General features: G+C 61.3%; 21 protein-coding genes and 2 tRNA genes. 1 reads left to right on the forward strand and 22 read right to left on the reverse strand.

The annotated features are described in order from the left end of the window. Nucleotides 1–62: 62 nt before the first annotated feature. From rpsO to rlmE, 14 genes are all read right to left on the reverse strand, one after another. Nucleotides 63–332: a 30S ribosomal protein S15 gene (gene rpsO / locus CAG22_RS24495; RefSeq protein WP_003249971.1), complete on the reverse strand. Its 270-nt coding sequence runs from the start codon at nt 330–332 to the stop codon at nt 63–65. A gap of 147 nt (nt 333–479) precedes the next feature. Next, entirely contained in the window at nt 480–1,397 is a 918-nt protein-coding gene (gene truB, locus CAG22_RS24500) for a tRNA pseudouridine(55) synthase TruB (protein ID WP_013974284.1), read from the reverse strand. A gap of 3 nt (nt 1,398–1,400) precedes the next feature. Next, a complete protein-coding gene (gene rbfA, locus CAG22_RS24505) occupies nt 1,401–1,799 on the reverse strand; it encodes a 30S ribosome-binding factor RbfA (RefSeq protein WP_025340699.1) in 399 nt (132 codons plus the stop codon). Between the two features lie 116 nt (nt 1,800–1,915). Then, complete coding sequence (gene infB / locus CAG22_RS24510) at nt 1,916–4,456, reverse strand: translation initiation factor IF-2 (RefSeq protein ID WP_075046424.1); 2,541 nt, start codon at nt 4,454–4,456, stop codon at nt 1,916–1,918. A 27-nt stretch (nt 4,457–4,483) separates the two neighbouring features. Next, nucleotides 4,484–5,965: a transcription termination factor NusA gene (nusA, locus tag CAG22_RS24515; protein WP_003258062.1), complete on the reverse strand. Its 1,482-nt coding sequence runs from the start codon at nt 5,963–5,965 to the stop codon at nt 4,484–4,486. 59 nt (nt 5,966–6,024) lie between these two features. Continuing rightward, nucleotides 6,025–6,483, reverse strand: a complete 459-nt coding sequence (gene rimP, locus CAG22_RS24520) for a ribosome maturation factor RimP (RefSeq protein WP_003249960.1) — start codon at nt 6,481–6,483, stop codon at nt 6,025–6,027. A 130-nt stretch (nt 6,484–6,613) separates the two neighbouring features. Further along, nucleotides 6,614–6,690, reverse strand: a tRNA-Met gene (locus CAG22_RS24525). 100 nt (nt 6,691–6,790) lie between these two features. Beyond that, nucleotides 6,791–6,876, reverse strand: a tRNA-Leu gene (locus CAG22_RS24530). Nucleotides 6,877–6,897: 21 nt separating this feature from the next. Beyond that, complete coding sequence (secG, locus tag CAG22_RS24535) at nt 6,898–7,296, reverse strand: preprotein translocase subunit SecG (protein WP_015271857.1); 399 nt, start codon at nt 7,294–7,296, stop codon at nt 6,898–6,900. Between the two features lie 4 nt (nt 7,297–7,300). Next, nucleotides 7,301–8,056 (reverse strand): triose-phosphate isomerase, encoded by a 756-nt coding sequence (gene tpiA / locus CAG22_RS24540; protein WP_025340701.1) that lies wholly within the window; start codon nt 8,054–8,056, stop codon nt 7,301–7,303. Between the two features lie 65 nt (nt 8,057–8,121). Continuing rightward, nucleotides 8,122–9,462 (reverse strand): phosphoglucosamine mutase, encoded by a 1,341-nt coding sequence (gene glmM / locus CAG22_RS24545; protein ID WP_085591700.1) that lies wholly within the window; start codon nt 9,460–9,462, stop codon nt 8,122–8,124. Between the two features lie 16 nt (nt 9,463–9,478). Further along, entirely contained in the window at nt 9,479–10,330 is an 852-nt protein-coding gene (gene folP, locus CAG22_RS24550) for a dihydropteroate synthase (protein ID WP_075046426.1), read from the reverse strand. Nucleotides 10,331–10,338: 8 nt separating this feature from the next. Then, nucleotides 10,339–12,243 (reverse strand): ATP-dependent zinc metalloprotease FtsH, encoded by a 1,905-nt coding sequence (gene ftsH, locus CAG22_RS24555; RefSeq protein ID WP_025340704.1) that lies wholly within the window; start codon nt 12,241–12,243, stop codon nt 10,339–10,341. A gap of 203 nt (nt 12,244–12,446) precedes the next feature. Next, nucleotides 12,447–13,073: a 23S rRNA (uridine(2552)-2'-O)-methyltransferase RlmE gene (rlmE, locus tag CAG22_RS24560; protein WP_025340705.1), complete on the reverse strand. Its 627-nt coding sequence runs from the start codon at nt 13,071–13,073 to the stop codon at nt 12,447–12,449. A 102-nt stretch (nt 13,074–13,175) separates the two neighbouring features. Here rlmE and yhbY point away from each other — a divergent pair, with 102 nt between their 5' ends. Then, nucleotides 13,176–13,484 carry a ribosome assembly RNA-binding protein YhbY gene (gene yhbY, locus CAG22_RS24565; protein ID WP_003249945.1) on the forward strand — a complete coding sequence of 103 codons (309 nt, stop codon included), beginning with the start codon at nt 13,176–13,178 and terminating at the stop codon, nt 13,482–13,484. Between the two features lie 141 nt (nt 13,485–13,625). Here the strand turns inward: yhbY and CAG22_RS24570 are convergent, their stop codons facing one another. From CAG22_RS24570 to grpE, 8 genes are all read right to left on the reverse strand, one after another. Further along, entirely contained in the window at nt 13,626–14,066 is a 441-nt protein-coding gene (locus CAG22_RS24570; RefSeq protein WP_049798463.1) for a hypothetical protein, read from the reverse strand. After that, nucleotides 14,044–14,526 carry a transcription elongation factor GreA gene (gene greA, locus CAG22_RS24575; RefSeq protein ID WP_013974292.1) on the reverse strand — a complete coding sequence of 161 codons (483 nt, stop codon included), beginning with the start codon at nt 14,524–14,526 and terminating at the stop codon, nt 14,044–14,046. Before greA ends, CAG22_RS24570 begins: the two co-directional genes overlap by 23 nt. Next, nucleotides 14,523–17,744 (reverse strand): carbamoyl-phosphate synthase large subunit, encoded by a 3,222-nt coding sequence (gene carB, locus CAG22_RS24580; RefSeq protein WP_015271865.1) that lies wholly within the window; start codon nt 17,742–17,744, stop codon nt 14,523–14,525. The genes greA and carB overlap by 4 nt, the downstream gene beginning before the upstream one ends. A gap of 105 nt (nt 17,745–17,849) precedes the next feature. Next, nucleotides 17,850–18,986 (reverse strand): glutamine-hydrolyzing carbamoyl-phosphate synthase small subunit, encoded by a 1,137-nt coding sequence (gene carA, locus CAG22_RS24585; RefSeq protein WP_025340706.1) that lies wholly within the window; start codon nt 18,984–18,986, stop codon nt 17,850–17,852. A gap of 265 nt (nt 18,987–19,251) precedes the next feature. Then, a complete protein-coding gene (dapB, locus tag CAG22_RS24590) occupies nt 19,252–20,058 on the reverse strand; it encodes a 4-hydroxy-tetrahydrodipicolinate reductase (RefSeq protein WP_063911796.1) in 807 nt (268 codons plus the stop codon). A 13-nt stretch (nt 20,059–20,071) separates the two neighbouring features. After that, nucleotides 20,072–21,196: a molecular chaperone DnaJ gene (gene dnaJ / locus CAG22_RS24595; protein WP_025340707.1), complete on the reverse strand. Its 1,125-nt coding sequence runs from the start codon at nt 21,194–21,196 to the stop codon at nt 20,072–20,074. A 197-nt stretch (nt 21,197–21,393) separates the two neighbouring features. Then, nucleotides 21,394–23,319, reverse strand: a complete 1,926-nt coding sequence (gene dnaK, locus CAG22_RS24600; RefSeq protein WP_025340708.1) for a molecular chaperone DnaK — start codon at nt 23,317–23,319, stop codon at nt 21,394–21,396. Between the two features lie 101 nt (nt 23,320–23,420). Then, nucleotides 23,421–23,978, reverse strand: a complete 558-nt coding sequence (gene grpE, locus CAG22_RS24605; RefSeq protein WP_085706352.1) for a nucleotide exchange factor GrpE — start codon at nt 23,976–23,978, stop codon at nt 23,421–23,423. Nucleotides 23,979–24,143 lie beyond the last annotated feature (165 nt).

Below are 24,143 nucleotides of genomic sequence, written 5' to 3' on the forward strand. Positions count from 1 at the left end.
CACTGCAAAACAGCCCTGCCGAAGCCTGCGACACGCCATGCACACCACTGGCCAGGCCGCTATTAGCGACGCAGACCCAGGCGACCGATCAGGGCGCTGTAACGAGTGGTGTCTTTGCCCTTCAGGTAGTCCAGCAGCTTACGACGCTGGTTGACCATACGAATCAGACCACGACGGGAGTGGTGGTCTTTGTCGTTGGCCTTGAAGTGGCCTTGCAGCTTGTTGATGTTGGCGGTCAGCAGAGCAACCTGCACTTCCGGGCTACCGGTATCGCCGGCGGCTTGCTGGTATTCGGCAACGATCTGAGCTTTTTCTTCAACGCTGAGGGCCATTTGGCTTCTCCTGATAACGGATCCCGCATGCGGGGTCCAATAGGCCAGGGACAAATCCCTGTATTAATAAAAAAGGTGTGACCGTGCCTACTGACAGCCACCCTTGGTGCCGTGGGGCCTGGCAACTGCCTGGCCCCGCGGTTTCGGTCATTCCGACCGAATCAGCCGACGCGGCGCAATGCGCCCGTCTTCGCTCACTTCACCGATACCGATGAAGCGTGCATTGTGATCCTGTACCCGGACCATGCCAAATTGTGGCGCGTCCGGCGCGCGTACCGCCTGCCCATGCAGCCAGTAGAACGCACTGTGTTCGGACAGGCACACCAGCGGCCAGTCCTGCAGGCCGCTGTCCGAGGGCATGAGGAAGCGGTCGAGCGCTTCGTTGCCGCCTTCGGCGTGGGCCTGTTCGAGTTCCTCGAGGGTGACCGTCTGTGCCAGCGCGAAAGGCCCGGCCTGGGTCCTGCGCAGCTCGGCGACATAGGCGCCGCAGCCAAGGGCCTCGCCGATATCCTCCACCAGAGTGCGGATATAAGTGCCTTTGCTGCATCCTACGCTCAACCGTGCACGGGTGCCTTCGCACTCGAGCAACTCCAAGCGGCCAATAGTAACAGAACGCGCCTCGCGCTCCACTACCTCTCCTGCACGTGCCAGCTTGTACAGCGGCTGGCCGTCACGCTTGAGCGCCGAGTACATCGGCGGTATCTGGCTGATCTGGCCACGAAAACGCGGCAGCAGGGCCTCGATGTCGGCGCGACCAACGGTCACCTCGCGGGTCTGCAGCACCTCACCTTCGGCATCACCGGTGTTGGTAGTCTGCCCCATCTGCATGACCGTTTCGTAGCCCTTGTCGGAATCGAGCAGGTACTGCGAAAACTTGGTCGCTTCGCCGAAGCACAGCGGCAGCACGCCGGTTGCCAGCGGGTCGAGGCTGCCGGTGTGGCCGGCCTTTTCCGCGTTGAGCAGCCAGCGCACCTTTTGCAGGGCAGCGTTGGAGGTGAAGCCCAGCGGCTTGTCGAGCAGGATGATGCCGCTGACGTTGCGGCGGATACGTTTGACCTGGGCCACCGCTTACTCCTCGGCGTCCGGCTTGTCGGCATCCTTGTGCAGACGGTCTTCGGCGACCGCGCGCTCGATCAGTGCCGACAGGTGGACACCGCGGCTGACGCTTTCGTCGAAGTGGAAATGCAGTTGCGGCACGCTGCGCAGCTGCATCGAGCGGCCCAGGTGCAGGCGCAGGAAGCTGGCGGCGCTGTTCAGGGCCTTGAGCGACTGCTGCACTGCGTCTGGCGTTTCTTCGCCCATGACGGTGATGAAGACCTTGGCATGGCCTAGGTCGCGGCTGACATCCACAGCGGTGATGGTGACCAGACCGACGCGGGGGTCCTTGACTTCACGGCGGATCAGCTCGGCCAGCTCGCGCTGCATCTGATCACCGATACGTTGGGTACGGCTGTATTCTTTGGCCATTCTTGCTACCTGTAACTTAAAGCGGCAAACGCCCGGTCAGGCTGATGCCTGACCGGGCGCTACCTACTGAGGCACTGCCCACCGCCCTGCGGCGGGGGCTGGCGCCCTGCTCACCCTTAAAGGGTACGAGCAACCTGGACTTTCTCGAAGACTTCGATCTTGTCGCCGACCTTGACGTCGTTGTAGCTCTTCACGCCAATACCGCACTCCATGCCGTTACGCACTTCGGAGGCGTCGTCCTTGAAGCGACGCAGCGACTCCAGTTCGCCTTCGAAGATCACAACGTCTTCGCGCAGTACGCGGATCGGACGGTTGCGGTACACGGTACCCTCGATGACCATACAGCCAGCGATGGCGCCGAACTTCGGCGAACGGAACACGTCACGTACTTCGGCGACACCCAGGATGTTCTCGCGAACATCGCTGCCGAGCATGCCGGTCAGGGCCTTCTTGACGTCTTCGATGATGTCGTAGATCACGTTGTAGTAACGCATATCCAGACCTTCCTGCTCGACGATCTTGCGCGCGCCGGCATCGGCACGCACGTTGAAGCCGAACAGTACTGCATTCGAAGCCAGCGCCAGGTTGGCGTCGCTTTCGGTGATACCACCGACGCCGCCACCGATCACGCGTACCTGAACTTCGTCGTTGCCCAGGCCCGACAACGAACCCTGCAGTGCTTCCAGGGAACCACGCACGTCGGTCTTGAGGACGATGTTGAGGGTCTTCTTCTCTTCCTGACCCATGGTCTCGAAGATGTTTTCCAGCTTGCCGGCGTGAGCACGGGCCAGCTTGACCTCGCGGTACTTGCCTTGACGGAACAGGGCAACTTCACGGGCCTTCTTCTCGTCGGCAACCACGGACAGCTCGTCACCGGCTTCCGGGGTACCGTCCAGGCCGAGGATCTCGACCGGGATCGACGGGCCGGCTTCCTTCACAGGCTTGCCGTTCTCGTCGAGCATGGCGCGCACGCGGCCATAGTTGGAACCGCACAGGACCATGTCGCCCTGACGCAGGGTACCGTCCTGAACCAGGATGGTAGCCACCGGGCCACGGCCCTTGTCCAGACGCGATTCGACAACCACGCCACGACCTGGAGCGGTCGGGGTAGCGGTCAGCTCGAGGATCTCGGCCTGCAGCAGGACAGCTTCGAGCAGCTCGTCGACGCCGGTACCCATCTTCGCCGAAACCTTGACGAACGGCGTGTCACCACCCCAGTCCTCGGAGGTCACGCCTTCGACGGCCAGCTCGTTGCGGATGCGATCGATGTCGGCACCCGGCTTGTCGATCTTGTTCACCGCAACCACCAGCGGAACGCCAGCTGCCTTGGCATGCTGAACGGCTTCGCGGGTTTGCGGCATCACGCCGTCGTCCGCCGCCACCACCAGGATGACGATGTCGGTAGCCTTGGCACCACGGGCACGCATTGCGGTGAACGCAGCGTGGCCTGGGGTATCGAGGAAGGTGACCATGCCGCGGTCGGTTTCCACGTGGTAGGCACCGATGTGCTGGGTAATACCACCGGCTTCGCCAGCGGCAACCTTGGCACGACGGATGTAGTCGAGCAGCGAGGTCTTGCCGTGGTCAACGTGACCCATGACGGTAACGACCGGCGCACGCGATTCGACTTCACCTTCGAACTTCAGCGATTCGGCCAGGGAGTCTTCCAGGGCGGTATCGCTGACCAGGGTCACTTTGTGGCCCAGTTCTTCGGCGACCAGCTGAGCGGTTTCCTGGTCGAGCACCTGGTTGATGGTGACCGGGGTACCCAGCTTGAACATGAACTTGACCACTTCAGCGGCCTTGACCGACATCTGTTGGGCCAGTTCCGAGACGGTGATGGTCTCGCCGATGGTCACGTCACGGATGACTGGACCGGTCGGGTTCTGGAAGCCGTGCTGGTTGCGCTTCTTCAGCTTGCTCTTGCCACCGCGGCCACGGCGTACGCCATCGCTCTCTTCATCGGTGGTGCGCGGTGCGGCACGAGGAGTCGGAGCCTTTTCCTTCTCCTTGACCTTGACCTTGATCGACACGCGCGGGGCCTCGCCACGACGCTCGCCACCACGACGGTCTTCGTCACGGGTGCGGCCTTCGTTGCGACGGGCTTCGTCCTTCTTGCGCTCGGCAGCACGGGCTGCGGCGTCTTCGGACGCCGGGGCATCGGCAACTACCGGGGCCGGGGCAGCGGCAGGCGCCGCCTCTGGCTTGGCGGCAGGCGCAGGGGCTGCAGCAGCGGTATCGGCGGCCTGACGGCGAGCCTGCTCTTCGTTGCGCTGGCGAACTTCGGCCTCGACCTTCTCGCGAGCGGCGTTTTCAGCCGCGCGGCGCTCTTCCAGTTCACGCTTCTGCTCAGCCTGGATTTCTTCCGGGCTGCGCTGCACGAATACTTTCTTCTTGCGTACTTCTACGCTGATGCTCTTGCTACCGGCGACACGCAGGGTGCTGGTGGTTTTGCGCTGCAAGGTAATCTTGCGCGGTTCTTCCGCCTTGCTCTTGTGGCTGCTCTTCAAATGAGTCAGCAAGGTCTGCTTCTCATTGTCGGTCACTACCTGACCGGCGTCGGTGTGCGGCAGACCTGCCTCACGCATCTGCTGCAGCAGGCGCTCTACCGGTGCCTCGACCTCTTGGGCCAGTTCTTTCACCGTGACTTGCGTCATGCACTTCTCTCCTCAGGCCGCGCCTAATTACTCGAACCAGTGGGCTCGGGCGGCCATGATCAACTTGCCGGCACGCTCTTCGTCGATGCCGTCGATGTCGAGCAGATCGTCGATCGACTGCTCGGCCAGGTCTTCGCGGTTAACCACGCCGCGCACCGCCAGTTCCGCCGCCAGGTCCTTGTCCATGCCCTCGAGGGAGAGCAGGTCGTCAGCCGGATGGGCGTCTGCCAGTTTTTCTTCGGTAGCGATGGCCTTGGTCAACAAACGGTCCTTGGCTCGAGCGCGGAGCTCGTTGACGATATCTTCGTCAAAGCCATCGATGTTGAGCATTTCTTCCAACGGTACGTAGGCAATTTCTTCGAGGCTGGTGAAGCCTTCGTCGACCAGCACTTGGGCCAGCTCCTCGTCGACTTCCAGTTCATCGATGAAATTGCGCAGGATGTCACCGGTTTCGGCCTGCTGCTTGGCCTGGATGTCCTTCTCGGTCATCACGTTCAGGGTCCAGCCGGTCAGCTGACTGGCCAGGCGAACGTTCTGACCGCCACGACCAATGGCCTGGGCCAGGTTGTCCTCGGCAACGGCGATGTCCATGGCATGGGCATCTTCATCAACGATGATCGCCGCGACTTCAGCCGGCGACATGGCGTTGATGACAAACTGCGCCGGGTTATCGTCCCACAGGACGATATCCACACGCTCACCACCCAGCTCCCCGGATACGGCCTGGACGCGCGAACCACGCATGCCGATGCAGGCGCCTTGCGGGTCGATGCGCTTGTCCTTGGAGCGGACGGCGATCTTGGCTCGCGAACCCGGATCACGGGAGGCAGCCATGACTTCGATGAGGCCTTCGGCAATTTCCGGCACTTCGATGCGGAAAAGCTCAATCAGCATCTGTGGCGCGGTGCGCGACAGGATCAGCTGAGGGCCACGGTTCTCGGTGCGAATTTCCTTGAGCAGCGCACGCAGGCGCACGCCAACACGGAAGGTCTCACGCGGAATGATGTCTTCGCGGGCCAGCAGGGCCTCTGCGTTGTTGCCCAGGTCAACGATGACGTTGTCGCGGGTAACCTTTTTGACGGTACCGGAGATGATCTCGCCAACGCGCTCGCGGTAGGCATCGACCACCTGGGCACGCTCGGCCTCACGGACCTTCTGCACGATGACCTGCTTGGCGGTCTGGGCGGCGATACGACCGAACTCGATGGACTCGATCTTCTCTTCGATCACGTCACCGACCTTGGCTTCAGGGTGGGTTTCGTGAATCTTGCTCAACCAGGTCTCGATCGCCGGATCATCAAGATCGGCTTCGTCGACCACGGTCCAGCGACGGAAGGTCTCGTAGCTACCGGTGTGGCGGTTGATTTCCACACGCAGGTCGACTTCGTCCTCAAAACGTTTTTTGGTTGCAGTGGCCAGTGCCACTTCCAGCGCTTCGAAAATGACGCCGGGCGGTACACCTTTTTCGTTGGATACCGATTCAACAACCAGCAGTACTTCTTTGCTCATCGTACGCCTCGCCTTGCGCAAGCCATTGGGCCCGGATAGTCCGCCGGGCCCGGCACGTCTCAGTCAAAACTGGGAATAATATTGGCCTTGTCGATCGAGTCGATCGGCAACAGGAACTCTTGATTGTCCACCTGGACCACCACATCCTGCTCCTCCACACCGCGGAGAAGGCCCTGGAAGTTACGACGACCCTCGAAGGGTGAGCGCAGCTTGATCTTCACTTGTTCGCCGGCATGCGAGGCAAACTGTTCCAGAGTGAACAGTGGGCGATCCATGCCTGGAGAAGACACCTCGAGGGTGTATTCACTGCTGATTGGATCTTCCACATCGAGAATTGCGCTGGCCTGACGGCTGACCGCTTCGCAGTCGTCCACCAGGATGCCGCCTTCCTTGTCGATGTAGATGCGCAGTACCGAATGCTTACCCTGGGAAACGTATTCGATCCCCCAGCATTGATAGCCCAGACCCTCGACAACCGGGGCCAACAAGGCCTGCAACTGTTCTAGCTTGCTCGACACCTGAACCCCCTCGTGCATGCTGTGCAAATAAAAAATGGGCGAAGCGCCCATCCCTGAAAGCGCCGTTGGACAACGACGCCGAAAACTGTTCGGTTAGCAAAAAGCCCCTGAAAAGGGGCTCCGCTGAAGCTGGTTGCGGGGGCTGGATTTGAACCAACGACCTTCGGGTTATGAGCCCGACGAGCTACCAAGCTGCTCCACCCCGCGACAAAGCTGGGGCAAAAGTATAAGACCGAACCCTCCTGAGGGTCAAATCCGAACCTTCACCTGCAAGAAAGCCCGCTAAAGCGGGCTCTCAAGCTTTAATTGGTACCGAGAAGGGGACTCGAACCCCTACACCCTATGGGCACAACCACCTCAAGGTTGCGTGTCTACCAATTCCACCACCTCGGCAATACTACTACTTGAAACCCGTTACTTCTGCTCTTGTGCTGGAGGAGGTACATCACCCGTATTAGGAGTGGTTTCGCTCTTCTGCTGCTGGAGCACCGGTACATCATCATTAACTGCCGGTTTCTGCGGCTCTTTCACTTCTAGCACTGCTGGATCTGGAAGACCTGCTTGGCTAAGCTGGTGAGCTTGTTGCTTCGCGAAGTATCCTAACCCAAGTGCTGTCAAAAAGAAAGTGGCAGCGAGTATAGCAGTTAATTTACTCAGGAACGTTGCAGAGCCCTGGCTCCCGAACACGGTATTTGAAGCACCCGCGCCGAAAGATGCACCTGCTTCCGCACCTTTACCCTGTTGCAACAGAACCAGCACTACAAGCGACAGCGCTGCCAACAGATGAAAAACAACGATGACTGTTTCCAGCATTTGTTCAGTTTCCTGCGGCGCGACAAATTGCACCGAATTCGTCTGCGTTCAGGGAAGCTCCACCAATGAGCCCCCCATCGATATCCGGCATGCCGAACAGTTCGGCCGCATTGGCCGCCTTCACGCTGCCGCCGTAGAGCAACTGCACCTTCGCAGCCACTTCAGCATCTTCTGCCGCCAGCTGGCCGCGGATGGCTGCATGCACATCCTGGGCCTGCTGTGGCGTGGCCGTAAGGCCAGTGCCAATGGCCCATACAGGCTCATAGGCAATTACTGCATTGGCAAAAGCCTTAACACCGAATGCCTCGATGATACTGCTTAGTTGACGCCCGACAACTTCGAGCGTTTTGCCGGCCTCGCGCTCTTCAAGGGTTTCCCCGATGCAAAGCACTGGCTTCAAACCTTTGGCTTGGGCCGCTGCAAACTTGCGATTGAGCACTTCGTCGGTTTCACCAATGATCTGGCGACGCTCCGAATGACCAATCAACACCAACTTGCAGCCTGCTTCAACCAGCTGTTCCGGAGCAACTTCTCCGGTCAGCGCACCCTGTTCGGGTTGTACTGCAGAATTCTGTGCGCCGACAGTAATTTCCTTGCCTGCCAGGCCATCGATCACTTGATTGATGAACAAGGCCGGTGGAAACACCGCGACTTCCACTCCGCTCGGCAAGGCCAGATTTCTCAAGCCTTCGGTCAGCTCAGCGACGCTAGCGCGGGTACCGTGCATCTTCCAGTTACCAGCTACCATAGGGCGACGCATGCTTTACCTCGTCGGTCAAAGTGGGCGCAGATAGTACCCAACCCTATCTGCGCTGGCAAGCGCCTTCAGACACAAACTTCGCCGACCAGTTTGGCCAACGCTTCTGCGTGCGCACGCACCTGGCTTTCGTCCTCGCCCTCGACCATCACCCGCACCAACGGCTCGGTACCGGATTTGCGCAGCAGCACGCGGCCGCGGCCGGCCAAGGCCTCGGTCACCTTGGCACTGGCTTCCTTGACCGCCGGGTGCTCCAGCGGGTCGACCTTGCTGGCGCCATAGCGCACATTGATCAGCACCTGCGGGCACTTGCGCAGGGCCTGACGAGCCTGGGCCAGGGTTTCGCCACGACGTTTGAGTGCCATCAGCACCTGCAGCGCAGCGATGATCGCGTCACCAGTGGTGGTGTGATTGCAGCACACGACGTGACCGGAGTTTTCACCACCGACCAGCCACTCACGCTCCAGCAGCTCGGCCATGACATAACGGTCACCGACCTTGGCCCGCACGAACGGGATATCCAGCTCCTTCAGCGCAAGCTCCAGGCCCAGGTTACTCATCAGCGTGCCCACTACCCCGCCCTGCAGCTTGCCCCGCTCCTGCATATCGCGGGCGATAATGAACAGCAGTTCGTCACCATCGACGATGGCGCCGGTGTGGTCGACCATCAGCACGCGGTCGCCATCACCGTCGAAGGCGATGCCCAGGTCGGCATGACCGACCAGCACGGCAGCCTGCAGCGATTCGATGTGAGTCGAGCCACAGCCTTCGTTGATGTTCAGGCCGTCGGGCTGGGCATGCAGCACGGTCACGTCGGCACCCAGCTCGCGGAACACGCTTGGCGCGACCTTGTAGGTGGCGCCATGGGCGCAATCGACCACCAGCTTGAGGCCGTCGAAGCTGGTGCTACTCGGCACGCTGCTCTTGCAGAACTCGATGTAGCGGCCGGCGGCATCGTTGATGCGCGAAACCTTGCCCAGCTTGCCCGACTCGACAACGGTCATCGGCTGGTCGAGCAATTCCTCGATCATCAGCTCGACTTCGTCCGGCAGCTTGGTCCCCTGGCCCGAGAAGAACTTGATGCCGTTGTCATCGTGCGGGTTGTGCGAGGCGCTGATGACGATGCCGGCTTCGGCGTGGAAGGTACGCGTCAGGTAGGCGATGGCCGGCGTAGGCATCGGCCCGAGCAGCATCACGTCGGCACCTGCCGCGGACAGGCCGGCTTCGAGTGCGGACTCGAACATGTAGCCGGAAATACGCGTGTCCTTGCCAACCAGCACCCGGCAGTGGCCTTGCTTGCGGAAGGCCATGCCGGCCGCCCAACCAAGCTTCAGCATGAAGTCAGGCGTGATCGGGTATTCGCCGACACGGCCACGAATGCCGTCGGTACCAAAGTATTTTCTGCTCATAGGGACTCCAATGTTCTTATTCGGCGTTTTGCACCGCAGCGATCATGCGCACCACATCAACGGTTTCGGCCACGTCATGGACACGAAGGATGCTCGCCCCCTTGGTCATGGCCAACGCCGCCAGCGCGAGGCTGCCGTACAACCGCTCGCCGACCGGACGTTCCAGCGTCAGGCCGATCATGCTCTTGCGTGAAACACCCACCAGCAGCGGGCGCCCAAGGCGATAGAGCGCTTCCATATGCTTGAACAGGCTCAGGTTGTGCGCCAGTGTCTTGGCGAAACCGAAGCCCGGATCAAGGATGATTCTGTTTGCGTCGATGCCCGCCGCAGCGCAGGCGGCCATTCGCTGCTCAAGGTAACGCGTAACGTCGGCGGTCACATCTTCGTAATGTGGGTCGTCCTGCATGTTACCCGGCTCGCCGCGCATGTGCATGAGGCATACCGGCAGGCCGGTATCCGCGGCAGCGTCCAGGGCGCCATCGCGCTCCAGGGCTCTCACGTCGTTGATCAGCCCGGCACCGAGGCGCGCCGATTCACGCATGACCGCCGGGGTGGAGGTATCGACCGAGATGACCACATCGAGGCGGCTGTTGATCGCCTCGACCATGGGGGCTACCCGCTCCAGCTCCTCGGTCACCGATACCGCGCGCGCGCCCGGACGCGTGGACTCGCCGCCGATATCGATCAGCGTGGCGCCTGCGGCAACCATCGCTTCGGCATGACGCAACGCCTCGTCGCGCTGGTTGAAGCGCCCGCCATCGGAGAAGGAATCAGGGGTGATATTGAGAATACCCATGACATGGGTACGCGACAAATCAAGAACCCGGTTGCCGCAAGGCAACCGGGTCGGGTACTGCGCTGAGCTCATAGATGCCCTTAGTGTTGAGCCGCTGGACCGCCGATCGGCGATTCCGGGCGATCACCCTGGGCTGCAGGCTTGCCCGAAGCCGAGTCATCATCCCAGTCGCGCGGTTCGCGGGGGGTACGGCCGGCCATGATATCGTCAATCTGCTCGGCGTCGATGGTCTCGTACTTCATCAGCGCTTCGGCCATGGCATCGAGCTTGTCACGGTTGTCGGTGAGCAACTGCTTGGCCGTGGCGTAGCACTGGTCGATGATGCTGCGCACTTCCGAGTCGATCAGCTTGGCGGTTTCGCCAGAAACGCTGGCGTGCTGGCTGGCAGCACTGCGACCCAGGAACACCTCGCCTTCTTCCTCGGCGTACATCAGCGGGCCGAGTTTTTCGGAAAGGCCCCACTTGGTCACCATGTTTCGGGCGATCTGGCTGGCACGCATGATGTCGTTGGACGCGCCGGTAGTGACACCGTCGAAGCCCAGGGTCATTTCTTCGGCAATACGGCCGCCGTACAGCGAACAGATCTGGCTGATCAGTGCGCGCTTGGACAGGCTGTAGCGGTCTTCTTCCGGCAGGAACATGGTCACGCCCAAGGCACGACCGCGCGGAATGATCGAAACCTTGTAGACCGGATCGTGCTCAGGCACCAGGCGACCGACAATGGCGTGGCCAGCCTCGTGGTAGGCGGTGTTCTGCTTTTCTTTCTCGGACATGACCATGGTCTTGCGCTCGGCGCCCATCATGATCTTGTCCTTGGCCAGCTCGAACTCTTTCATTTCGACCAGGCGCTTGTTGGCGCGCGCGGCAAACAGCGAGGCCTCGTTGACCAGGTTGGCCAGGTCTGCACCGGAGAAGCCAGGGGTACCACGGGCAATGACCGCCGGGTTGACGTTCTCGCCGACCGGCACCTTGCGCATGTGCACCTTGAGGATCTGCTCGCGACCACGAATGTCCGGCAGGCCAACCACCACCTGGCGGTCGAAGCGGCCGGGGCGCAGCAGAGCCGGGTCGAGCACGTCCGGACGGTTGGTAGCAGCGATGACGATGATGCCATCGTTCATTTCGAAGCCGTCCATCTCCACCAGCAACTGGTTGAGGGTTTGCTCACGCTCGTCGTGACCGCCACCCATGCCGGCGCCACGGTGACGACCAACGGCGTCGATCTCGTCGATGAAGATGATGCACGGGGCGTGCTTCTTGGCCTGCTCGAACATGTCGCGCACACGGCTGGCACCGACACCGACGAACATTTCCACGAAGTCCGAACCGGAGATGGTGAAGAACGGCACCTTCGCCTCGCCGGCGATGGCCTTGGCAAGCAAGGTCTTACCGGTACCGGGCGGGCCGACCATCAGCACGCCACGCGGGATACGGCCGCCCAGGCGCTGGAACTTGCCCGGGTCGCGCAGGAACTCGACCAGCTCGCCAACCTCTTCCTTGGCTTCGTCGCAACCTGCAACGTCGGCCAGGGTGGTCTTGACCTGGTCTTCGGACAGCAGGCGCGCCTTGCTCTTGCCGAAGCTCATCGGCCCGCCCTTGCCGCCCGCGCCGCCCTGCATCTGGCGCATGAAGAACATGAACACGGCGATGATCACCAGGATCGGGAAGCTCGCCACCAGCAGCTGGGTCCAGATGCTCTGCTGCTCAGGCTGCTTGCCTTCGACGATGACGTGGTTGTCGACCAGGTCGCCGATCAGGCCGTTGTCGGTAATGGCCGGGCGAACGGTCTTGAAATTGTCGCCGTCGGCGCGCTTGCCGGTAATGATGTAGCCGTCGACGGTCACACGCTCGACCTTGCCATCCTTGACCTGCTGGATGAAGTCGGAATAGTTGAGGGTCTGCGGCTCGTTAGGGCTGGAGAAGTTGTTCATCACTGTCACCAGGACAGCTGCGATGATCAACCACAGGATCAGATTCTTTGCCATGTCGTTCAATTCGCTACCCTCTGAGGTCGGCGCACGACGCAGCCGTTCCTCGCATGATATTCATCGCCCTAACTTACTACATTACCTACGCAGCCGCAGGCACCGTCTGTAACCCTTTGTGAAAGCTAGACTACACGAAGTTCGGACGATCCTGACGCAGCGGCCGATTGGAAATAACTATCGGCCACCACGCTTCACGCCTTTCATGCCCCTTTGAAACCCCTGCCCAGCAGGTACTGCTCGCGGGAACGGTCACGCGACGACGACGGCTTGCGCATCTGTACCTTGTCGAACTTGCTGCGCACGTCCTTGAGGTACACGTCAAAACCTTCGCCCTGGAAAATCTTGATCAGGAAATCGCCGCCGGGCTTCAGCACGCGGGTTGCCAGATCGAGGGCCAGCTCGCAGAGGAACATGGCACGCGGCATGTCCACCGCAGGCGTACCACTCATATTGGGGGCCATGTCGGAAATCACAAGGTCCACGTGCGAATCGCCGACGGCCTCGAGAATGCGCTGCAGCACTTCATCATGGGTGAAATCGCCCTGGATGAAGGTCACATCGGGGATCGAGTCCATCTCCAGGATGTCGGAAGCGATCAGGCGGCCCTGGCCACCAATCAGACGACTGGTCACCTGCGACCAGCCACCAGGAGCCGCGCCGAGGTCGATCACGCTCATGCCTGGGCGGATCAGCCGGTCCTTTTCCTGGATCTCCAGCAATTTGTAGCTCGCACGCGAACGGTAGCCATCCTTTTGTGCCTGTTTCACAAAAGGATCGTTGAAATGCTCTCGCAGCCAGTTTGCGCTGCTTTTGGAACGTTGTACCACGGGGCACCTCGATGATATGCGTCGTGATTGACTGGGCGGAGCCGGTGGCCCTCGGGTAAAATGCCGGTCAATTTTACAGAATCAGACGGAAAGGGTCAGATTATGCCGCTCAATAACGAGCAGAAGAAGCAATACAAGTCCATTGGTCATGACCTGAAGCCGGTCCTGATCGTTGCTGGCAACGGTTTGAATGAAGGCGTCATCGCCGAACTGGAGCGCGCCCTGGTCGACCATGAGCTGATCAAGGTCGAAATTCGCTCGGAAGACCGCGAAGAGCGGGCCGAGACCATTGCCGAACTGTGCAAGGCCGGCCGTGCCGAGCTGGTGCAGACCATTGGCAAGAAAGCCCTGATCTACCGCAAGAACCCACAGCCGAACAAGCAGCTGTCCAATATCCACCGTTACAAGTAACAGCACGGGGGCTGCTGCGCAGCCCATCGCCGGCAAGCCAGCTCCCACAGGTACGGCGCATGGCCTGAATTCGATGCGGTCGGTGTGGGAGCCGGCTTGCCGGCGATGGGCCGCAAAGCGGCCCCAGCGATCTCGAGCTGCTTAGCGGCGCACCTTGACCGGAACCGGCTGGGCCACCAGCACGATGCCGGAAAAGCCCAGCACCAGGAAACAGAGCAGCTGCCAGCGCTCGCCAACGGAAATACCGTAGCGCAAGGTGTAATACCCCACGCAGGCACCGAAGCCGAGCAACAGCATCTGGCCACGGAACTGCTGCCACCAGGCCGACAGGCCGTCCACCCTTGCCAGCACCGCCAGCTGGGTCAACAAGCCAAGCAGCGCCACACCGATCAACCAGCGGTCGATCTGCCCGGCGATATCCTGCACAAGCAGCGGCGCCAGGCCACTGACCTTGAGCGCGGGCACCAGCCCCACGTGAAACACCCACAAGCCACCGACCCAGAAAACCTGGGCCAGCTGCCAGAGGATCCCCTCGAGGGATGGCGCCCGCAGGCGCCGGTCAGATGTGCTTGACTTCGACAATCTCGTACTCGACCGTGCCGCTAGGCGTCTTGACGACGACAGTATCACCTTCTTCCTTGCCGATGATGGCACGGGCAATCGGCGCTCCGCTCGAGAGCTTGCCCTGTTTCACGTCGGCTTCATCCTCGCCGACGATCTGGTAGGACACCTCCTCATCGGTTTCGGTGTTGGCCAGTACCACGGTGGTACCGAAAATCACCTTGCCGGTGTGAGGGATGGTGGTCACGTCGATCACCACCGAGTTCTGCAGGCGGCCTTCGATATCGCGGATACGCGCCTCGACCATGCCCTGCTCTTCACGGGCGGCATGGTATTCGGCGTTTTCCTTGAGGTCGCCCAGTTCGCGCGCTTCGCCGATGGCCTGGCTCAGGCGCGGGCGCTCGGTCTTGCTCAGGAACAGGTGCTCCTCTTCCAGGGCGCGAGCGCCCTGGACGGTCATCGGGTACTTGGTAATGCTCATGCTTTCAGTCCTGCATGCAGATCCTGCAGGCGACGAACGGTCTTTTCCGGACCGAATTTCAGCGCCTCGCAGATGGCTTCACCGGCCGCAATGGTAGTGGTGCAGTAAATCTTGTGCTGCAGCGCATTGCGACGAATCGAGTAGGAATCGGCGATCGACTGGCGGCCTTCGGTGGTGTTGATGATCAGCGACACTTCGTCGTTCTTGATCATGTCGACCACGTGCGGGCGACCTTCGGTCACCTTGTTCACACGGCGCACTTTCAGGCCAGCCGCCTCGATAACCTTGGCAGTGCCGGCAGTTGCAACCACTTCGAAGCCCAGGGCGATCAGGTCGCGGGCAACGCCAGCCACTTGCGGCTTGTCGTCGTCACGCACGCTGATGAAGGCGGTACCGCCGGTCGGCAGCACTTCGCTGGCACCCATCTGGGCCTTGGCGAAGGCTTCACCGAAGCTGTCACCGACACCCATGACTTCACCGGTCGATTTCATCTCAGGGCCGAGGATCGGGTCAACCCCCGGGAACTTGGCGAACGGGAAGACGGCTTCCTTGACGCTGTAGAAGTTCGGGATGATTTCCTGGGTGAAGCCCAGCTCTTTGAGGGTTTTGCCGGCCATGACGCGGGCTGCGATCATCGCCAGGGAGGTGCCGATGCACTTGGAGACGAACGGCACGGTACGCGAAGCACGCGGGTTGACTTCGATCACGTAGATCTTGTCGCCCTGCAGGGCAAGCTGCACGTTCATCAGGCCGACCACGCCCAGCTCCAGGGCCATTTTCTTGACCTGTACGCGGACTTCGTCCTGCACTTCCTTGCTCAGCGAGTAAGGTGGCAGCGAGCACGCCGAGTCACCGGAGTGAACGCCGGCCTGTTCGATGTGCTGCATGATCGCGCCGATCACCACGTCGGTGCCGTCGCACACCGCATCCACATCCATCTCGATGGCGCAGTTGAGGAAGTGGTCGAGCAGTACCGGGCTGTCGTTGGACACCTGTACGGCTTCACGCAGGTAGCGCTTGAGCTCGTCCAGTTCGTATACGATTTCCATGGCACGGCCGCCCAGCACGTACGACGGGCGCACTACCAGCGGGTAGCCGATGCCGCCAGCGGCGCTGATGGCTTCTTCTTCGCTGCGCACGGTGGCGTTTGGCGGCTGCAGCAGGTTCAGGCGCTGAACCATCTGCTGGAAGCGCTCGCGGTCTTCGGCGCGGTCGATGGCGTCAGGGCTGGTACCGATGATCGGTACGCCGGCTTCTTCCAGGGCGCGGGCCAGTTTCAGCGGGGTCTGGCCGCCGTAGTGGACGATCACGCCTTTCGGCTTCTCGACGCGGCACACTTCCAGCACGTCTTCCAGGGTCAGCGGCTCGAAGTACAGGCGGTCGGAGGTGTCGTAGTCGGTGGAGACGGTTTCCGGGTTGCAGTTGACCATGATGGTCTCGTAACCGTCTTCACGCAGCGCCAGTGCGGCGTGTACGCAGCAGTAGTCGAACTCGATACCCTGGCCGATACGGTTAGGGCCGCCACCCAGGATCATGATCTTGTCGCGGGTCGACGGGTTGGCCTCGCACTCTTCCTCGTAGGTGGAGTACAGGTAGGCGGTGTCGGTGGCGAACTCGGCAGCGCAGGTGTCGACGCGCTTGTACACCGGGAACACTTCCAGCTTGTGGCGGTGACGGCGCAGGTTCTTGTCGGTGATACCCAGCAGCTTGGCCAGGCGCTGGTCGGAGAAGCCCTTGCGCTTGAGGCGCAGCATGTAGTCCTTGTCGATCGACGACAGGGCCAGGGTCTTGACCTTCTCTTCTTCCTTGATCAGGTCTTCCATCTGCACCAGGAACCACATATCGATGCCGGTCAGGTCGAAGATCTGCTCGCAGGTCATGCCGGCACGCATGGCGTCGGCCACGTACCAGATTCGCTCGGCGCCCGGTACGGTCAGCTCGCGCTTGAGGATGCTGCTGGCTTCAGGGTTGGCCAGGTCGACTTTCGGGTCGAGGCCGCAGGCGCCGACTTCCAGGCCGCGCAGGGCTTTCTGCAGGGACTCCTGGAAGGTACGGCCGATGGCCATGACTTCACCCACGGACTTCATCTGGGTGGTCAGGCGGGCGTCGGCTTTCGGGAATTTCTCGAAGGCGAAACGCGGCAGCTTGGTGACGACGTAGTCGATCGACGGCTCGAAGGACGCCGGGGTGCGGCCGCCGGTGATGTCGTTCTGCAGTTCGTCGAGGGTATAGCCGACAGCCAGCTTGGCAGCGATCTTGGCGATCGGGAAGCCGGTGGCCTTGGAGGCCAGCGCCGAGGAACGCGAAACGCGCGGGTTCATCTCGATCACGACCATGCGGCCAGTGTTCGGGCAGATACCGAACTGCACGTTGGAACCGCCGGTTTCCACACCGATTTCACGCAGCACCGCCAGCGAGGCGTTGCGCATGATCTGGTATTCCTTGTCGGTCAGGGTCTGTGCCGGGGCAACGGTGATCGAGTCACCGGTGTGCACGCCCATCGGGTCGAAGTTCTCGATCGAGCAGACGATGATGCAGTTGTCCTTCTTGTCGCGGACCACCTCCATCTCGTATTCCTTCCAACCGATCAGCGATTCGTCGATCAGCAGTTCCTTGGTCGGCGACAGGTCCAGGCCACGGGCGCAGATTTCTTCGAATTCTTCACGGTTATAGGCGATACCACCACCGGTGCCGCCCATGGTGAACGACGGACGGATGATGCACGGGAAGCCCAGGCGCTCGAGGACGGCGTTGGCTTCTTCCATGCTGTGGGCGATACCGGAGCGCGGGCACTCCAGGCCGATGTCCTTCATCGCCTTGTCGAAGCGCGAGCGGTCTTCGGCCTTGTCGATGGTGTCGGCGTTGGCACCGATCATTTCCACGCCGAACTTTTCCAGAACGCCGTGGCGCTCCAGGTCCAGGGCGCAGTTCAGTGCAGTCTGGCCACCCATGGTCGGCAGCAGTGCGTCCGGGCGCTCTTTCTCGATGATCTTGGCCACCGACTGCCACTTGATCGGCTCGATGTAGGTGGCGTCGGCCATGGCCGGGTCGGTCATGATGGTGGCCGGGTTGGAGTTCACCAGGATGACGCGGAAACCTTCCTCGCGCAGGGCCTTACAAGCCTGGGCGCCGGAGTAGTCGAATTCGCAGGCCTGGCCGATCACGATCGGGCCAGCGCCGAGAATCAGGATGCTTTTGATGTCTGTACGTTTTGGCATGGTTGTCACTCAAATCCGGGGTCAGTCGGCAAGCCGCTTTGAACAATCTGGGTCAGGCGCTTCCGGGCGCGGCGCAAGCCGGCCCGGGGCCTTGAAGCAGGATGCTCAGCGGCGCTTGGCCATGGCATCGATGAAACGATCGAACAGTGGCGCGACGTCGGTCGGGCCTGGGCTCGCTTCAGGGTGGCCCTGGAAGCTGAACGCGCTCTTGTCAGTACGCTCGATACCCTGCAGGGTGCCGTCGAACAGCGACTTGTGGATGGCGCGGACGTTGCCCGGCAGGGTGGCCTCGTCAACGGCAAAGCCGTGGTTCTGGCTGGTGATCATGACCACACCGGTGTCCAGGTCCTGGACCGGGTGGTTGGCACCGTGGTGGCCGTGGCCCATTTTCACGGTCTTGGCACCAGAAGCCAGGGCCAGCAGCTGGTGGCCCAGGCAGATGCCGAATACCGGGATCTCGGTCTCGAGGATGTCCTTGATCGCCTGGATGGCGTAGTCGCACGGCTCGGGGTCGCCAGGGCCGTTGGACAGGAACACGCCGTCCGGGTTGAGTGCCAGCACTTCGCTGGCCGGGGTCTGGGCCGGCACCACGGTCACGCGGCAGCCACGGGCAACCAGCATGCGCAGGATGTTCAGCTTGACGCCGTAGTCGAAGGCGACCACGTGGTAAGGCAGGTCAGCGGCTTCGATGGTCGGGTGGCTGTCGGTCTTCAGTTCCCACACGCTGGAGCGCCACTCGTAGCGTTCCTTGGTGGAAACGACCTTGGCCAGGTCCATGCCCTTCAGGCCCGGGAAGGCGCGGGCAGCGGCGATGGCGGCTTCTTCGCTGATGTTGTCACCGGCGAGGATGCAACCGTTCTGAGCGCCCTTTTCACGCAGGATTCGGGTCAGGCGACGGGTGTCGATGCCAGCGATGGCGACGACGTTGTTGGCCTTGAGGTACTCAGGCAGCGACTGGGTGTTACGCCAGTTGCTGGCCAGCAGCGGCAGGTCACGGATGACCAGGCCAGCGGACCAGACGCGGTTCGACTCGGCGTCTTCCGGGGTAGTACCGGTGTTGCCGATGTGCGGGTAGGTCAGGGTAACGATTTGCTGCGCGTAGGAAGGGTCTGTAAGGATTTCCTGGTAGCCGGTCATAGCGGTGTTGAATACCACCTCACCAACGGTCTGACCGTCGGCACCGATAGCTTCACCGCGGAAAATACTGCCGTCGGCAAGGGCGAGTATGGCTGGCTTTGTCAAGAAGACCTCCCGTAAATCAAGCATGAAAGGGCGATCGCAGGTTGCAAAAAAGCGGAGTGACGTATGGACACGTCACCCCGCTTTCATGTGCTGAATTCAATTCGCTGCGCGCTTTTAGTGGACACACTAAAGCTGTAGCTTACAGAAAAGTGCGTTTTCGGTCTACCGCGGATGTGCCTCTAAAACACATCAATGCGACAGGCTGACATCTGTGCTGGCTTCTTCGCGGGCTTGCCCGCGAAGAAGCCAACACAACTCCAACTGCTTAACGCAGCTCGAGCACATCCTGCATGTCGTACAGGCCAGGCTCACGCCCGTCCAGCCACAGCGCCGCACGCACGGCGCCCTTGGCGAAGGTCATGCGGCTGGAAGCCTTGTGGGTAATCTCGACGCGCTCGCCTTCGGCGGCGAACAGCACGGTATGGTCACCCACCACATCACCGGCACGCACGGTGGCGAAGCCGATGGTCTGACGCTCACGCGCACCGGTCTGCCCTTCACGGCCATACACGGCCACTTCCTGCAGGTTGCGACCCAGCGCCTGGGCAACCACTTCACCCATGCGCAGCGCGGTGCCCGACGGCGCATCGACCTTGTGCCGGTGGTGCGCTTCGAGGATTTCGATATCCACATCGTCACCCAGCACGCGCGCCGCGGTATCCAGCAGCTTCAGGCACAGGTTGACGCCGACGCTGAAGTTGGCGGCGAAGACGATCGGAATTTCCTTGCCGGCTTCGGCCAACTGTTGCTTCTCTTCAGGAGTGAAGCCAGTGGTGCCGATGACCATGGCCTTGCCCGCCTTGCGGCAGAACGCCAGGTTCTTCAAGGTCACCGAAGGGTGAGTGAAATCGATCAGCACGTCGAATTCGTCAACCACCTTGGCCAGGTCGTCGGAAATCGGCACACCAATACGACCCAGGGCCGCCAACTCACCAGCATCAGCCCCTACCAGCGAGCTGTCCGGGCGGTCGATCGCCGCCGTCAGGCCCGCCTGGGGAGCCTGCTGCTGCACGGCTTCGACGAGGGTCTTGCCCATCCGCCCTGCCGCGCCCATCACTGCAATACGTCGCATAGCCATTTCCTTGTCAGAGATCGCCGAAGAAGCGCTTCACGCCATCGAACCAGCCACTGGCCTTGGGCGAGTGGGAGCTATCGCCTTCCAGCGAATCACGCAGCTCTTCGAGCAACTCGCGCTGGCGGCGGCTGAGGTTGACCGGGGTTTCCACCGCCACGCGGCACAGCAGGTCACCCGCACCACCACCACGCACCGGGGCAACACCCTTGCCGCGCAGGCGGAACTGCTTGCCGGTCTGGGTACCTTCCGGGATCTTCAGCTTCACCCGACCATCCAGGGTCGGCACTTCCAGCTCGCCACCCAGGGCAGCATCGGTGTAGCTGATCGGTACTTCGCAGTACAGGTGCTTGCCATCACGCTGGAAGATCTCGTGCTCACGCACGTTGATCACCACATACAGGTCGCCAGTCGGGCCACCATGGGTACCAGCCTCGCCCTCGCCCGACAGGCGGATGCGGTCGCCGGTATCGACACCTGCCGGCACCTTGACCGACAGCGTCTTGTATTCCTCGACACGACCTTCGCCGTGGCACGAGGTGCAGGGGTCGGTAATGATCTTGCCCTGGCCATGGCAGCGCGGGCAGGTCTGCTGTACCGAGAAGAAGCCCTGCTGCATGCGCACCTGGCCGATACCGCCACAAGTCGGGCAGGTGGACGGGGTCGAGCCCTTCTTGGCACCGGAGCCGTCGCAAGGCTGGCAATTGACCAGGGTGGGCACGCGGATGCTGACCGTGGTGCCACGCACCGCCTCTTCCAGGTTCAGCTCCAGGGTGTAGCGCAGGTCGCTGCCGCGCTGGGCGCCGCCACGCGAGCCGCCGCGGCCGCCACCGAAGAAGTCGCTGAACACATCGCCGAAGATGTCGGAGAAGTTGGCACCGCCGAAACCGGCGCCACCGCCACCCATGCTCGGGTCTACACCCGCATGGCCGTACTGGTCGAAGGCCGCACGCTTGCTGGCGTCAGACAGCACTTCATAGGCCTCGTTGGCCTCCTTGAACTTGTCTTCCGACTCTTTGTCGCCGGGGTTTCGGTCCGGGTGGTACTTCATCGCCAGGCGGCGGTAAGCCTTCTTGAGGTCAGCTTCGCTGGCGCCGCGCTCGACACCCAGTACCTCATAATAATCACGCTTGGACATAGGTCATTTGCACCTTGTTGGGCGTCTGGCATCTGCGCCGCGCCATCAGCACCTGCCTTTTGCCCACCAGGGCCACTGACAGATGCTGTAAAAATTCTCGAATTCCAGATACGCCAACGCGGGAGCAAGCCCCCGCGCGGCGACATCCTACCAGCTCACCGCCAAACGGCGGTGAACCGGCCGACAACATGCAGGGATTACTGCTTGTTGTTGTCTTTCACTTCCTCGAACTCAGCGTCAACCACGTCATCGTGCTTGGCTTCCGGCTCGGCCTGCTGTGCGCCGCCCTGTGGCTGTTCAGCCGACTGCTCGGCGTACATCTTCTGGGCAACCGGTGCCGATACCTTGGACAGCTCTTCGACCTTGGCGTCGATGGCAGCCTTGTCGTCGCCTTTGACAGCGGCTTCCAGGGCAACAACGGCAGCCTCGATGGCGGTTTTTTCTTCAGCGGTAACCTTGTCACCAGCGTCAGCGACCATCTTGCGGGTCGAGTGAACCAGCGCATCACCCTGGTTACGGGCAGCGGCCAACTCTTCGAACTTGCGGTCTTCCTCGGCGTTGGCCTCGGCGTCACGCACCATGCGCTCGATCTCTTCGTCCGACAGGCCGGAGTTGGCCTTGATCACGATCGACTGCGACTTGCCGGTGGCCTTGTCCTTGGCGCTGACGTGCAGGATGCCGTTGGCGTCGATGTCGAAGGTTACTTCGATCTGCGGCACGCCACGTGGAGCCGGCGGAATGTCAGCCAGGTCGAACTTGCCCAGCGACTTGTTCTGGGCAGCCTGCTTGCGCTCACCCTGCAGCACGTGAATGGTCACGGCACCCTGGTTGTCATCGGCAGTCGAGAACACCTGCGACTTCTTGGTCGGGATGGTGGTGTTCTTCTCGATCAGCGAAGTCATCACGCCACCCATGGTTTCGATACCCAGGGTCAGCGGGCTGACGTCCAGCAGCAGTACGTCTTTCACGTCACCGGCCAGCACGGCGCCCTGGATGGCAGCACCCATGGCCACGGCTTCGTCCGGGTTGACGTCCTTGCGCGCTTCCTTGCCGAAGAAGTCGGCAACGGCCTTCTGCACCAGTGGCATGCGGGTCTGACCGCCGACCAGGATCACGTCGTCGATCTTGCTGGCATCGATGCCAGCGTCTTTCAGAGCGATGCGGCAAGGCTCGATGGTACGGGCAACCAGGTCTTCGACCAGAGATTCCAGCTTGGCACGGGAAATCTTCACGTTCAGGTGCTTCGGACCGGTAGCGTCTGCAGTGATGTACGGCAGGTTCACGTCGGTCGACTGAGCGGAGGACAGTTCGATCTTGGCCTTTTCAGCGGCTTCTTTCAGACGCTGCAGCGCGAGCGGATCGTTCTTCAGGTCCATGCCGGACTCTTTCTTGAACTCGTCGACGAGGTAGTCGATCAGGCGCATGTCGAAGTCTTCGCCACCCAGGAAGGTGTCGCCGTTGGTAGCCAGTACTTCGAACTGGTGCTCACCATCGACTTCGGCGATTTCGATGACCGAAACGTCGAAGGTACCGCCACCCAGGTCATAAACGATGACAGTGTGGTCGCCCTTGGCCTTGTCCATGCCGTAAGCCAGCGCAGCGGCAGTCGGCTCGTTGATGATGCGTTTTACGTCCAGGCCAGCGATGCGACCGGCATCCTTGGTGGCCTGACGCTGGCTGTCGTTGAAGTAGGCCGGAACGGTGATGACCGCTTCGGTAACTGGCTCGCCGAGGTAGTCTTCGGCGGTTTTCTTCATTTTCTTCAGGACTTCGGCGCTGATCTGCGGCGGAGCCATGTCCTTGCCGCTGGCTTGTACCCAGGCGTCGCCGTTGCTGGCCTTGACGATCTTGTAAGGCACCAGCTTGATGTCTTTCTGCACCACGTCTTCTTCGAAGCGACGGCCAATCAGGCGCTTCACTGCGAACAGAGTGTTGTGCGGATTGGTGACCGCCTGACGCTTGGCCGACTGACCAACCAGGATTTCGCCATCATTGGCGTAGGCCACGATCGAAGGGGTGGTACGCGCACCTTCGGCGTTTTCGATGACCTTGACGTTACCGTTTTCCAGAACAGAGACGCACGAGTTGGTGGTCCCCAGGTCGATACCGATGATTTTACCCATGTTAACTCTCCCGAAACTTGAATTTGGTAGCAGCGACTACTTTGGCCAACTGCAGTAATACTTGAAGGCTTGACACCTAGATGGGGATGCCCGGAAGGATTTCAAGCCTTTTCATCAATCGAGGGCTGCGCCGCGCTCGGCGCCTTGCTGACCACCACCATGGCAGGGCGCAGCAGGCGGCCATTGAGCAGATAGCCCTTCTGGAAGACGTTCAGCACGCTGTTCGGCTCGACTTCGGCGTTTTCCTGCATGGCCATGGCCTGATGATGCTCTGGATTGAACGGCTGGCCGTGCGGGTCGACTGCTTCGAGGTTGTAACGCTTGAGGGTGTCCTGGAACATCTTCAGGGTCAGCTCGACGCCTTCGCGGATCTGCTTGACGTGCTCATCGTCGGCACTGGAGTGCGCCAGGGCCAGTTCCAGGCTGTCGATCACAGGCAGCAGGTCGCCCGCGAACTTCTCGAGGGCAAACTTGTGGGCTTTCTCGACGTCCTGTTCGGCACGACGGCGAGCGTTCTGCACGTCGGCAACGGCGCGCAGCGCCTGGTCCTTGGCGGCGGCCAGCTGCTCCTCGAGTTCCAGGACGCGGGCGTCGGCAGCATTACCTGCACCGGTCTCTTCGACGTTAAGGTCTTTCTCGTTCAGCTGTTCGTCAGCCATGGGGTCTCTCCTGCGCAATTTTGTGGACTGCGAGCCAGGCTCGCCTTGGATGTCGGCTATATGGGGCCGGAAAAACCAGCTTCAAGGGGCAAGGTGGTTTTCCCCGCTGCAACAGATTCTGCCAAGGGGCATTGGCAGGCCTGAAAAAAGTACTGTATAAATAAC

Origin of the sequence: Pseudomonas sp. B8(2017), assembly GCF_002113575.1 — a bacterium.
Lineage (GTDB): Bacteria > Pseudomonadota > Gammaproteobacteria > Pseudomonadales > Pseudomonadaceae > Aquipseudomonas > Aquipseudomonas putida_Z.

Bases quoted from the DNA above. Each gene is read 5' to 3' on its own strand.
- rbfA (WP_025340699.1), bottom strand. From the start codon at position 1,799: ATGGCCAAAGAATACAGCCGTACCCAACGTATCGGTGATCAGATGCAG.
- yhbY (WP_003249945.1), top strand. From the start codon at position 13,176: ATGCCGCTCAATAACGAGCAGAAGAAGCAATACAAGTCCATTGGTCAT.
- carB (WP_015271865.1), bottom strand. From the start codon at position 17,744: ATGCCAAAACGTACAGACATCAAAAGCATCCTGATTCTCGGCGCTGGC.
- grpE (WP_085706352.1), bottom strand. From the start codon at position 23,978: ATGGCTGACGAACAGCTGAACGAGAAAGACCTTAACGTCGAAGAGACC.
- nusA (WP_003258062.1), bottom strand. From the start codon at position 5,965: ATGAGCAAAGAAGTACTGCTGGTTGTTGAATCGGTATCCAACGAAAAA.
- tpiA (WP_025340701.1), bottom strand. From the start codon at position 8,056: ATGCGTCGCCCTATGGTAGCTGGTAACTGGAAGATGCACGGTACCCGC.
- dnaJ (WP_025340707.1), bottom strand. From the start codon at position 21,196: ATGTCCAAGCGTGATTATTATGAGGTACTGGGTGTCGAGCGCGGCGCC.
- infB (WP_075046424.1), bottom strand. From the start codon at position 4,456: ATGACGCAAGTCACGGTGAAAGAACTGGCCCAAGAGGTCGAGGCACCG.
- greA (WP_013974292.1), bottom strand. From the start codon at position 14,526: ATGAGCATTACCAAGTACCCGATGACCGTCCAGGGCGCTCGCGCCCTG.
- secG (WP_015271857.1), bottom strand. From the start codon at position 7,296: ATGCTGGAAACAGTCATCGTTGTTTTTCATCTGTTGGCAGCGCTGTCG.
- glmM (WP_085591700.1), bottom strand. From the start codon at position 9,462: ATGAGCAGAAAATACTTTGGTACCGACGGCATTCGTGGCCGTGTCGGC.
- folP (WP_075046426.1), bottom strand. From the start codon at position 10,330: ATGAGCTCAGCGCAGTACCCGACCCGGTTGCCTTGCGGCAACCGGGTT.
- dnaK (WP_025340708.1), bottom strand. From the start codon at position 23,319: ATGGGTAAAATCATCGGTATCGACCTGGGGACCACCAACTCGTGCGTC.
- rpsO (WP_003249971.1), bottom strand. From the start codon at position 332: ATGGCCCTCAGCGTTGAAGAAAAAGCTCAGATCGTTGCCGAATACCAG.
- ftsH (WP_025340704.1), bottom strand. From the start codon at position 12,243: ATGGCAAAGAATCTGATCCTGTGGTTGATCATCGCAGCTGTCCTGGTG.
- dapB (WP_063911796.1), bottom strand. From the start codon at position 20,058: ATGCGACGTATTGCAGTGATGGGCGCGGCAGGGCGGATGGGCAAGACC.